The sequence below is a fragment of the Dyella sp. 01L423 genome, assembly GCF_056399945.1.
Genome location: NZ_JBFTSI010000001.1, coordinates 983,524 through 995,695 on the forward strand (window position 1 = coordinate 983,524; position 12,172 = coordinate 995,695).

General features: G+C 63.5%; 9 protein-coding genes. 5 read left to right on the forward strand and 4 right to left on the reverse strand.

The window, feature by feature from the left end:
• The first annotated feature begins 1 nt into the window (after position 1).
• Both AC1DMY_RS04490 and AC1DMY_RS04495 read left to right on the forward strand, forming a co-directional pair.
• On the forward strand, positions 2 to 598 hold the full coding sequence (locus AC1DMY_RS04490) for a hypothetical protein (RefSeq protein WP_477163796.1): 597 nt from the start codon (positions 2 to 4) through the stop codon (positions 596 to 598).
• Positions 599 to 893: 295 nt separating this feature from the next.
• Positions 894 to 2,165, forward strand: coding sequence for an acetate kinase (locus AC1DMY_RS04495; protein ID WP_477163797.1), 1,272 nt, complete (start codon positions 894 to 896; stop codon positions 2,163 to 2,165).
• Positions 2,166 to 2,172: 7 nt separating this feature from the next.
• Here the strand turns inward: AC1DMY_RS04495 and AC1DMY_RS04500 are convergent, their stop codons facing one another.
• From AC1DMY_RS04500 to acnD, 4 genes are all read right to left on the reverse strand, one after another.
• A complete protein-coding gene (locus tag AC1DMY_RS04500; protein WP_477163798.1) occupies positions 2,173 to 2,781 on the reverse strand; it encodes a glutathione S-transferase family protein in 609 nt (202 codons plus the stop codon).
• A gap of 55 nt (positions 2,782 to 2,836) precedes the next feature.
• Complete coding sequence (locus AC1DMY_RS04505; RefSeq protein WP_477163799.1) at positions 2,837 to 3,523, reverse strand: TerC family protein; 687 nt, start codon at positions 3,521 to 3,523, stop codon at positions 2,837 to 2,839.
• 219 nt (positions 3,524 to 3,742) lie between these two features.
• Positions 3,743 to 4,927, reverse strand: a complete 1,185-nt coding sequence (gene prpF / locus AC1DMY_RS04510; protein WP_477163800.1) for a 2-methylaconitate cis-trans isomerase PrpF — start codon at positions 4,925 to 4,927, stop codon at positions 3,743 to 3,745.
• Between the two features lie 243 nt (positions 4,928 to 5,170).
• A complete protein-coding gene (gene acnD / locus AC1DMY_RS04515; RefSeq protein WP_477163801.1) occupies positions 5,171 to 7,765 on the reverse strand; it encodes a Fe/S-dependent 2-methylisocitrate dehydratase AcnD in 2,595 nt (864 codons plus the stop codon).
• Between the two features lie 186 nt (positions 7,766 to 7,951).
• On the opposite strand from acnD, the gene AC1DMY_RS04520 reads away from it, so the two are divergent.
• The 3 genes from AC1DMY_RS04520 (at position 7,952) to AC1DMY_RS04530 (ending at position 12,172) form a co-directional block, all read left to right on the forward strand.
• The gene (locus AC1DMY_RS04520; protein WP_477163802.1) at positions 7,952 to 9,403 is read left to right on the forward strand and encodes a bifunctional 2-methylcitrate dehydratase/aconitate hydratase; all 1,452 of its coding nucleotides are present in this window, start codon (positions 7,952 to 7,954) and stop codon (positions 9,401 to 9,403) included.
• A gap of 206 nt (positions 9,404 to 9,609) precedes the next feature.
• Entirely contained in the window at positions 9,610 to 10,725 is a 1,116-nt protein-coding gene (locus AC1DMY_RS04525) for an OmpA family protein (RefSeq protein WP_477163803.1), read from the forward strand.
• Positions 10,726 to 11,074: 349 nt separating this feature from the next.
• On the forward strand, positions 11,075 to 12,172 hold the full coding sequence (locus AC1DMY_RS04530) for an OmpA family protein (protein ID WP_441603561.1): 1,098 nt from the start codon (positions 11,075 to 11,077) through the stop codon (positions 12,170 to 12,172).

Consider the following 12,172-nt stretch of genomic DNA (forward strand, 5'->3'; position numbering starts at 1 on the left):
GATGAAACCGCTCGCACACATTGCTGGTTTCGCCGTCCTTTGCGTGGCATGCGTATCGGGCATGGTGGGAGCACAGGCGCAGGACAGTGCTTCCACCCCGGCACCGGCGATGGCGACTGCAGCGGCCCCGACGGCAGCACTGGAGACGGTGGTCGCCGGCATCCCCACCTCCAAGGATATGCCGGGCTGGACACCGGTAGGCGAGGACACGCTCGACCAGACACGTGGCGGCTTCGACCTTGGCAATGGCCTGGTGGCCTCTTTCGGTATCGATCGCGCGGTCTACGTCAACGGCAACCTGGTGTCGTCGACCTCCTTTTACGTGCCGGACATCGCGCATATGACCACGGCACAAGCGCAGGCCATGCAGTCGGCGCTGAACACGGTGCAAGTGACCCAGATCGGCCCGAACAACAGTTTCGATCCGTCCGCCCTGGCCGGGAAGATGGGTGGCACGGTGATCCAGAACACGCTGAACAATCAGAACATCCAGAACATCACCACCATCAACGCAACGACCAATTCGCTCAACGCATTCCGGGAAGGCAGTCTCCAGGAAGCGTTGCAACAGGCGCAGCTGCAGTCCCTGGGGCACTGAGATGGGACGCGCACCGCCAAGGCTTGGATCTTTCCGCGAACGCGCCGTGGCTCTCGCCGCGGCGCGTTCGTCTGCGCGATTTGAACAACGGGCATGAGGAAGCATGATGCGACACTCAGCGTTGCGATACGTATGGTCGGCAGGATGTGCGGGGCTGGTGGCGCTCGGCATGCCTGTCGCGGCCCAACAAGAGTCGCCATCGCAGCAACCGAACGTGGGGGCAACTCCAGCGGCGGCGGCTAACGCTATTACCGCAGTTCCGTCCGCGAAGCCTGCGCCGGCCGATCCGGCCGACTTGCGCAAACAAGTGGCCGAGCAGGGCGACCGCATCGATGCGATGCGCAGCCAGATCAGCGCACAGATGGCGCAGCTCGACGCCATGAAACGCGCGCTGGCCGAACAGGAGGCCGACTATCAATCGCTGCGCCACGCCGTAGGCATGGACGTGCTGGACAAACAGCGCGCCGGCAGCATCGCCGCCGGCGGCCCCATGGCGTCCGCGCAACCGATGCCGGCCGGCGATGCCGTCGCAGCCAATGCACCGCAACAGCAACAGCCGGTGGGCGAGGCGCCCAAGGCCGATACGCGCCCGCCGGAAGTGGCGCCCATCTTCCAGCAGCCCGGCGTGCTCACGCCCAAGGGCAAGTTCATCATCGAGCCGGCGTATCAGTTCGGCTATTCGAACGTCGATCGCGTGGCCCTGGTGGGATATACGGTGATTCCCGCCATCCTCATCGGCTTGATCGACGCGCGGCAGGTCAGAACGACCACACAGGTCGGCTGGCTGACCGGGCGCTACGGCATCTCCAACCGGATGGAAGTGGAAGTTCGCGTGCCCTATGTCTATGCGCATGAAGACGTCACCAGCCGCGAGATTTTCACCGGCAGCGCCACCGACAATGCGTTTGGCAACAGCGGACACGGCCTCGGCGACGTCGAAGCCACGTTGCGCTACCAGTTGAATGTCGGCGGTCCGGACAAGGCTTACTATGTGGGCTGGCTGCGCGTGAAGTCGAACACGGGCAGGGATCCGTTCCAGGTCACCACCGATTGCGTGCAGCGTTGCGTGGAGAACGTGATCAACGAAGTGGACTTGTCGGCTACCGGCACGGGCCTGCCGCTCTCGCAGCCGGTGGGTACCGGCTTCTGGGCCATCCAGCCGGGCGTGACGTGGCTGTATCCGACCGACCCCGTGGTGTTCTTCGGCAACCTCAGCTATCTGTACAACGTGCCGCGCGACAACGTGACCCGCAAGATCCTCCTGGGCGGCACGGAAGACCTGGGCAAGGTCAAGCTGGGCGACATCGTCGACGTGAGCATCGGCATGGGTCTGTCGCTCAACGAAAAGGCGTCGATCAGTATTGGTTACGACCAGAGCTTCGTCGGCGCGACGAAGCAGAACAACCACAATGTTCCCGGTTCGACCAAGGTCGTGCTGGGCACGCTGCTGATCGGCGGCTCATGGCGCTTCAGCGACAAGCGCACCCTCAACTTCACGCTGGGTGTGGGCGTCACGCGCGACACGCCGGATGCGACAGTGACGGTGCGCGTGCCGATGATGTTCTAAGGCTCGCTTACAGGCCTTCCTGTTCCATCACCGCCTTGACGCCGGCGTCTTCCTGCATGCGCGCATGGAAGCGGGTGAGATTGTCCAGGCCCGACAAGTCCACGCCCCTGCCCATGGCCCAGCGCAACACGACAAACAGATACGGATCAGCGAACGACCGCGTGCCCGTCAGCCAGTCGCGCCCATGCAACTGCGCATCGAGGCGTTGGTAGTAGCCGCGCAGTCGATCGACCGCCTTGCTGCGAAGATTTTCCTGCGCGTGTTCGCCATCGATGTAGCGCTCCGGACGAAACACCGGCTTGAAGGTCGAATGCAGATCCGCATTGAGATAGGCCAGCCAGCGATTGACTTCGGCGCGGCCGCGCGCGCCTTCGCCACCGAGACCGGCGAGCGGGAACTTGTCCGCCAGGTAATTGAGGATGGCCGCGTTCTCGGTCAGCACCCAGCCGTCTGCTTCCTGCAGGGCAGGGACCACGCCCGAGGGATTGATGCGCAGATACTCGGGCGAGCCCAGTTCCTCGCGCGCGACGCGATGCGCTTCGTACGGCTGGCCGATCCATTCGAGGACGATGTGGTCGGCGAGAGAGCAGGCGCCCGGCAGGTAGTACAACTTCATGGGAATTCCTTGGATGGCGTCAGCCACGAAGTGTCGCCTGCCGGGCGCCTGCAGCTCAAGCCGATGCTTGTGCGCGCAGGCGACGGCGCTGCATCCACCAGCCGCCCAGGCACACGCTGATCACCAGCACGGCATCGAGCACATAGCGCGCCCAGTCATGCGCGTCGAACCACGGCGATATCCAATGGTCGTGCGCGATCATGCGCGCAGCCGTCCACGCGATCGCACCTGCGCCAATATAGACGATCACCGGGAAGCGCTCGATCAGCCGCAGGATCAGCGAGGAGCCCCACACCACCAGCGGCACGCTGATCGCCAGGCCGATGATCACGAGCATCATATGGCCCTTCGCGGCGCCCGCGATGGCAAGCACGTTGTCCATGCCCATCAGCGCATCGGCAACAATGATCGTGCGCATCGCTGCCCAGAAACTGCCGGCGGCACCGATGTGATGCGACGCATGGTCATCGGGCTTCATCAATTTCCACGCGATCGGCAGCAGCAACAGGCCGCCGATCAACATCAGGCCGGGCAGCTTGAGCAGATAGACCACCACGCCGGTGAGCGCCAGGCGCACGATGATCGCGCCTAGGGTGCCCCATAGCACGGCCTTCTTCTGGATATCGCGGGGAAGCCTGCGCGCGGCCAGTGCAATCACGATGGCGTTGTCGCCCGCGAGCACCAGGTCCAGCAGGATGATGGCCATCAGGCCGGAGAGGAATTCGGTAACAGCAAGGTCCATGGGCGGGTCTCTGCGCGTCAAGACAAATGCAATCAGAACGGACGCGCGCGGCCCGTCATGACTGCAAAAGTCTCGTTCGCGGCAGAACCGCCGCAGTGACCGGAGCGTGGCGACGCTCGTGATGACGACCACTGCAAGGACACCGATGGAACCGGTGTCCTGAACTACTCCCTTTTGGGATCAGTATTCATGCATTGTCGATGCGATGGTGCGCGCGGGTCAAGCTGCCGGCACGCGCACCCAGCCTTCCATCAGCACGCGCGCGCTGCGGCTCATGACGGCCTTGGTGACGGTCCACGACCCATCCACCAGCGCCGCCGCCGCGCCCACCCGCAAGGTGCCCGACGGGTGGCCAAAGCGCACCGCCTGGCGTTCACCGCTGCCCGCCGCCAGGTTCACCAGGGTGCCCGGGATGGCGGCCGCGGTGCCGATGGCGACCGCCGCCGTGCCCATCATGGCGTGATGCAGCTTGCCCATCGACATGGCGCGCACGAGCAGGTCGATGTCGGTCGCCTTCACCGGTTTGCCACTCGAGGCGACGTAATCGGCCGGGCCGGCAACGAAGGCCACCTTGGGCGTGTGCTGGCGAGTGGCGATCTCATCCAGCGATTGGATCAGGCCCATGCGCAGGGCGCCGTGCGCGCGAATCGTCTCGAACATCGCCAGCGCCTTGGCGTCGCCGTTGATGGCGTCCTGCAGCTCCGTGCCGGTGTAGCCGATCGCCGAGGCCTCGACAAAGATGGTCGGAATGCCCGCGTTGATCATGGTCGCCTTGAGCGTGCCGACGCCCGGCACGTCCAACTCGTCGACCAGATTTCCGGTGGGGAACATCGCGCCGCCGGCGCCATCTTCCTCTGCGGCCGGATCCATGAATTCCAGTTGCACTTCGGCGGCAGGGAAGGTCACGCCGTCCAGTTCGAAATCGCCGGTTTCCTGCACGGCGCCGTCGGTCATCGGTACATGGGCGATGATGGTCTTGCCGATATTGGCCTGCCAGATGCGCACGATGGCGATGCCGTCGCGCGGCAGTCGCGCGGGGTCGATCAGTCCGCCTGCGATGGCGAACGGGCCGACCGCTGCCGACAGGTTGCCGCAGTTGCCGCTCCAGTCGACGAAGGCCTTGTCGATTGCCACCTGGCCGAACAGGTAATCCACGTCGTGGTCCGAGCGCGTGCTCCTGGACACGATCACCGTCTTGCTGGTGCTGGAGGTGGCGCCGCCCATGCCGTCGATCTGCTTGCCGTACGGGTCGGGGCTGCCGATCACGCGCAACAGGAGTGCATCGCGCGCTGCGCCCGGGGCCTGCGCCGTTGCCGGCAGGTCCTCAAGGCGGAAGAACACACCCTTGCTCGTGCCGCCGCGCAGGTAGGTGGCGGGAATGCGGATCTGGGGAAGCGATGCCATGTGTGTTGTCCTGTTTTTGTCCGGACCCACCCTGCAGCGGGTCTTGTCGCAAGCGCGAGATGTCTTAGCTCGTCATTCCTGCGAAAGCAGGAATCCAGTTCATAAGCGCGAGATGTTTTAGCTCGTCATTCCTGCGAAAGCAGGAATCCAGTGCCTCTGCTTTTGAGAGCCTTAAAGTCGCTGGATTCCTGCTTTCGCAGGAATGACGAGCAAGAGAAGGCGCCCTCGTTTTGCTGACTGTGATCACGCCGCCTGCGACGCCTCAAGGAAATCCTGCGCGAAACGCTGCAGCACGCCACCCGCCTCGTAGATCGACACTTCTTCGGCAGTATCCAGGCGGCACGTCACCGGCACTTCGACGCGTTCGCCGTTGCTGCGATGGATGACCAGCGTGAGATCCGCACGCGGCGTACGCAGGCCAACCACGTCGAAGGTTTCGGTGCCGTCGATGCCCAGCGTCTTGCGGTCGGTGCCCGGCTTGAACTCCAGCGGCAGCACGCCCATGCCGATCAGGTTGGTGCGATGGATGCGTTCGAAGCCCTCGGCCGCGATCGCTTCCACGCCAGCAAGACGCACGCCCTTGGCCGCCCAGTCGCGTGACGAGCCCTGACCGTAGTCGGCGCCCGCGATGATGATCAGCGGCTGCTTGCGCTCCATATAAGTTTCGATCGCTTCCCACATGCGCATCACCTTGCCTTCGGGCTCCACGCGCGCCAGCGAGCCCTTCTTCACGGTGCCATCGACCACCGCCATTTCATTGCTCAGGGTCGGATTGGCAAAGGTGGCGCGCTGCGCGGTGAGGTGATCGCCGCGATGGGTCGCGTACGAATTGAAGTCCTCTTCCGGCAGGCCCATCTTGGCGAGGTATTCGCCTGCGGCGCTGTCGAGCATGATCGCGTTCGACGGCGACAGATGATCGGTGGTGATGTTGTCGCCGAGCACGGCCAGGGGACGCATGCCCTTGAGCGTGCGCTCTCCGGCAAGCGCGCCTTCCCAGTACGGCGGACGGCGGATATAGGTGCTCTGAGCGCGCCAGTCGTACAGTGGCGCAGCGCTGGTGCCTTTGCTGCCGCTGCGCGCAAACATCGGTTCGTAGACCTTGCGGAACTGCTCGGGCTTCACGCTCGATGCCACGATCGCATCGATCTCTTCGTCGGACGGCCAGATGTCCTTGAGCGTCACCGGCTGGCCGTTGGCATCGAGGCCCAGCACATCCTTCTCGATATCGAAACGGATCGTGCCGGCGATGGCGTAGGCAACCACCAGCGGCGGCGAAGCCAGGAATGCCTGCTTGGCGTACGGATGGATGCGGCCATCGAAGTTGCGATTGCCGGACAGCACGGCCGTCGTATACAGATCGCGATCGATGATCTCCTGCTGGATCACCGGATCGAGCGCGCCGGACATGCCGTTGCAAGTCGTGCAAGCGAACGCGACGATGCCGAAGCCAAGCTGCTCCAGATCCGACAGCAGATTCGCTTCCTTCAGATACATCTCCACCGCCTTGGAGCCGGGCGCGAGCGAACTCTTCACCCACGGCTTGCGCACCAGGCCGCGCGCGTTCGCATTGCGCGCCAGCAAGGCGGCGGCGATCACATTGCGTGGATTGCTGGTGTTGGTGCAGCTGGTGATGGCGGCAATGATCACCGCGCCATCGGGCATCTGGCCCGGCTGCTCGGTCCACTCGCCGGCGATGCCGCGCGCGGCAAGATCAGAAGTGGGAAGGCGCTTGTGCGGATTCGACGGACCGGCCATGTTGCGCACCACCGACGATAGATCAAACGTCAGCGTGCGCTCGTACTGTGCAGCGATGAGCGTGTCTGCCCAGAGGCCGGCAGCCTTCGCATAAGTCTCCACCAGCTTGACCTGCTCGTCGCTGCGGCCGGTGAGGCGCAGGTAGTCGATGGTCTGGCCGTCGATGAAGAACATCGCAGCGGTGGCACCGTATTCGGGCGCCATATTGGAGATCGTGGCGCGATCGCCCAGGGTGAGGCTCGCCGCGCCTTCGCCGCGGAATTCCAGATACGCGCCGACCACTTTTTCCTTGCGCAGGAATTCGGTGAGCGCGAGCACGATGTCGGTGGCGGTGATGCCGGGTTGACGCTTACCGGTGAGTTCCACGCCGATGATGTCGGGCAGGCGCATCCACGACGCGCGGCCGAGCATCACGTTCTCTGCTTCCAGGCCACCGACGCCGATGGCGATCACGCCGAGTGCATCGACGTGCGGCGTATGGCTGTCGGTGCCCACGCAGGTATCGGGATAAGCAACACCGTGCTGTACCTGGATCACCGGCGACATCTTCTCCAGATTGATCTGGTGCATGATGCCGTTGCCCGGCGGGATCACGTCGACGTTCTCGAACGCCTTCTTGGTCCAGTTGATGAAGTGGAAGCGGTCTTCGTTGCGGCGATCTTCAATCGCGCGATTCTTGGTGAACGCGTTCGGATCGAAGCCACCGCACTCCACCGCCAGCGAGTGATCGACGATCAGCTGCACCGGCACCACCGGATTGACCTTGGCCGGATCGCCACCGCGCTCGGCGATCGCATCGCGTAGACCGGCCAGATCGACCAGGGCGGTCTGGCCGAGGATGTCGTGACACACCACGCGCGCCGGGAACCAGGGGAAATCGCGCTCGCGCTTGCGTTCGATGATCTGCTTGAGCGACTCGGTGAGGATTGCCGGATCGCAGCGGCGCACCAGATTCTCTGCCAGCACGCGCGAGGTATAGGGCAGCGCGTCATAAGCGCCCGGCTGGATCGCTTCCACGGCGGCGCGCGCATCGAAATAATCCAGCGAGGTGCCGGGGAGAGATTGGCGGTAGACGGTATTCATAAGTATCAAGAACCCTGGAAATAAACGCGCGGCTGACCGCAGGCCGGAAATCGCACTATGAAGCCGCCTATTGTAACGCAGCGTTGCTGACGCGCCCCCGGCAACGCCGGCCGTTGGGCGCTAACGGTTAATGCGATGATCCTTCTGTCCCTCTGTGCAGCATCGTCCCCCAGCCGCGAGGTCCCCATGAGTTCGCACGACATCCGCTCCGCCCAGCGTCCCGCTCCCGATCAGCCGATGGTGGACATCGCCGACTATGTGATCGACTACCGCATCGACTCCGCCGAGGCCTATGACACGGCGCGCTACATGCTGCTGGACTCGCTGGCCACGGCCATGTTGGCCATGAAGTTCCCCGAATGCGTGAAGCACCTCGGACCGGTCGTGCCGGGCGCAAACCTGCCCGGCGGCGCCCGCGTGCCCGGCACCAGCCACGAGCTCGATCCGGTGCAGGCGGCGTTTGCCATCGGCAGCCAGATCCGCTGGCTGGACTTCAACGACACCTGGCTTGCGGCCGAGTGGGGCCATCCCTCGGACAACCTGGGCAGCATCCTGGCGGTGGCCGACTACCTCAGCCGCAAGGCCGAGCGCGAGGGAGGCGAGCCGATGACCGTCCGCGACGTGCTGACGTACGCCATCAAGGCCCACGAGATCCAGGGTTGCTACGCCCTCAAGAACAGCTTCAACCGCGTCGGGCAGGACCATGTGATCCTGGTGCGCCTGGCCTCCACGGCCGTCGCCACGGCCATGCTGGGGGGCGGCAAGGAGCAGATCATCACGGCGGTCTCCCATAGCTGGGTCGACAACGGGGCGCTGCGCACCTACCGCCACGCCCCGAACACCGGCCCGCGCAAGAGCTGGGCCGCCGGCGACGCCTGCCGGCGCGCCGTCACGCATGCCATCAATGCGGTCTACCGCGGCGTAGTGGGCTACCCCTCGGCCCTCAGCGCCAAGACCTGGGGCTATTACGACGTGGCCTTCAAGGGCAACGCCTTCCAGTTCGAACGCCCGTTCGGCAGCTATGTGATGGAAAACGTGCTGTTCAAGATCAGCTATCCGGCCGAATTCCACGCCCAGACGGCGGTGGAGTGCGCCATGCAGCTGCACGGCGCGGTGGCCGGCAAGCTCGAGCAGATCGATAAGGTGGTGATCGAGACCCAGGAGGCAGGGGCGCGCATCATCGACAAGACCGGCCCACTGGCCAATTACGCCGACCGCGACCACTGCATCCAATATATGGTGGCCGTGCCGCTGATCTTCGGCCGCCTGACCGCCGACGACTATGGCGACGAAGTGGCCGCCGATCCGAGGATCGACGCCCTGCGCGATAAGACGGTGGTCAGCGAGAACGCGCAGTTCACCAAGGACTACTACGACCCGGAAAAGCGTTACATCGGCAACTCGGTTCAGGTCTTCTTTAAGGACGGCAGCCGGACCCAGAAGGTGTCCATCGACTACCCGATCGGCCACCGCAAGCGCCGCGGGGAGGGTATCCCGGTGTTGTTAAAGAAGTTTGAGGCGGCCGTGCGCAGCCAGCTGCCATCCCATCAGGTCAAAGCGATACTGAACGCCACGGCAGACCCCGTTAAGCTAGACGCCATGCCAATCCAGCAGTTCCTTGGTTTCTTCACGCTGTAAAGACGGCGTGAGCTGAAAATGAACGGGCGTTTGGGGTCGATTTGCAATTGCTTAACTTTTGCTAAGCTACTCCGCGCCCGTTTCGGGTAAACAAGCACTAGGTTAGAAGTCAGGTTCGAGATTCACTAGGAGTAGGAATCGAGGCTTGATCGCTTTTCCCGTCTGGGGTGAACGGACGCGTACACCAATAAACGAGGAGACACCTGATGAAACGTAAGGGCTTGTACATCCTGATTGCCCTGGCCCTGGGCGGCGCAGGCGCCGCTCACGCACAGGACAACACCGGCACTGCGGCACCGACCACCACCACCGAAACGTCCAGCTACGACGACCGCTGGTATATCGCGCCGACGGTGGGTGGCTACTACAACGACACCGACCGCAACACCAATAGCCGCCAGTTCTACTACGGCATTGGCTTTGGTCGCTATTTCGCGCCCAACTTCTCACTGGATTTCTTCGGTGACCGCACCAAGCGCACCGTGGACACCGATGCCGGCGGCGGTCGTTGGTCGAACAACACCTACGGCGTTGCGGCCCGCTATTACTTCCTCGACTGGAACGCATGGCGCCCGTACCTGCTGGGCGGCGTGATGGGCAGCCAGCACATCAGCGACTTCGAGCACGGCTGGTCGCCGGCGGCTGAAGTAGGCGTGGGTGTGTCCAAGACCATCACCGACAGCTCCGACGTCCGCTTCGAAGGCGGCTATCGCTACGATTGGGACGACAAGACCCAGCCGAACAAGAGCGGCTACGGCGACTGGTTCCTGGGCTTCAGCATCGTGTCGCGCATCGGCGCGCCGCCGGCCCCGCCGGCTCCGCCGCCGCCGCCGCCGGCTCCGGACTGCTCCAAGCAGTTCCGCAACGGCGTGAATCTGTGCGACAACAAGTGCCCGGATCTGCCGGAAGGCACGATCGTTGGTCCGGATGGTTGCCCGCAGAAGGTCGTCATCGACCTGCGCGGCGTCAACTTCAAGTTCGATCGTCCGAAGAAGGGCGAGAAGGACATCGGCAAGTCGCTGGCTGAGCCGACGAAGGATTCGCTGGCCGTGCTCGACCAGGCTGTCGATACCTTGCAGCGTTATCCGCAGGTGCACGTCACCGTTGCCGGTTACACCGACAGCGTGGGTACGGCGGAGTACAACCAGGGTCTGTCGGAACGTCGTGCGAAGATCGTGTACGACTACCTGACCTCGCACGGTATCGATGCAAGTCGTCTGGAAGGTCCGATCGGTCACGGCAAGAACGATCCGATCGACACGAACGACACGGATGCTGGTCGCGCCCGCAATCGTCGTACGGAGTTGCAGGTTCAGCAGTAATCGAACCACTGCGTCAGATGTAGGAAAAGCCCGGCAAAAGCCGGGCTTTTCTTTTTTGCAATATGGCTTATCGAAGTAAGGCGTTGTTTCGTAGTGACACGTTGTCGCAGTTGCTCAGCATCATCGCCATCGACGCGTGCTTTGCCTGAACAGTGGCTCACCAACAGCGTCTTGCGAGCCGTGCGATGCTCTTAACGATTTTGCTACACTCCGCCGCGCTTGAAGTCTTGTGACATTTCCCCCGATCGGGACGCAAAGCACGGGACAGGAAAAGTCCCGTAGTAGGAGACGCGCGTTTTCCGTCTGGGGTGGAACGGACGCGAATACCAATAATATGAGGAGACACCTGATGAATCGTAAGGGCCTGTATTTCCTGATTGCCCTGGCTCTGGGCGGCGTAGGTGCCGCTCACGCGCAAGACAGCACCACCACGTCGACGACGTCGAGCTACGACGGCCGTTGGTACATCGCCCCGACCGTGGGCGGCTACTACAACGATACCGATCGCAACACCAACAGCCGCCAGGTCTATTACGGCCTGGGCTTTGGTCGCTTCATTGCGCCGAACACCTCGATCGACGTGTTCTTCGACCGCACCAAGCGCACCATCGACGGCGGTTCGGATCGTTGGGCCAACAACAACGTCGGCGTTGCTGCTCGCTTCTACTACGGTGACTGGAACGCATGGCGTCCGTACGCTCTCGTGGGCGTGATGGGCAGCTACCACATGAACCCGGCTGACCACGCCTGGTCGCCGGCCGCTGAAGTGGGCGTCGGCCTGTCCAAGACGGTCACCGACAGCACCGACTTCCGCGTGGAAGGTGGTTACCGTTACGACTGGGATGACAAGTCCCAGCCGGAGAAGAACGGTTACGGCGACTGGTTCCTGGGCTTCAGCATCGTGTCGCGCTTCGGCGAGCCGGCTGCTGCTCCCGTGGCTGCCGCTCCGGTGGCTCCGGCCGCTCCGGACTGCTCCAAGCAGTTCCGCAACGGCGTGAACCTGTGCGACAACAAGTGCCCGGATCTGCCGGAAGGCACGATCGTCGGTCCGGACGGCTGCCCGCAGAAGGTCGTGATCGACCTGCGCGGCGTCAACTTCAAGTTCGACCGCCCGAAGAAGGGCGAGACGGACATCAAGAAGGCGCTGGCTGAGCCGACCACCGACTCGGTTGCCATCCTCGACCAGGCTGTCGACACCCTGCAGCGTTACCCGCAGGTCAAGGTCACGGTTGCCGGTTACACCGACTCGGTCGGTAAGGACCAGTACAACCAGGATCTGTCGGAGCGTCGCGCTGCGATCGTGTTCAAGTACCTGACGGCCCACGGCATCACGGCTGATCGTCTGGTTGGCCCGATCGGTCACGGCAAGAACGACCCGATCGACTCCAACGACACGGACAGCGGTCGCGCTCGCAACCGTCGCACCGAACTGCAGGTCCAGCAGTAA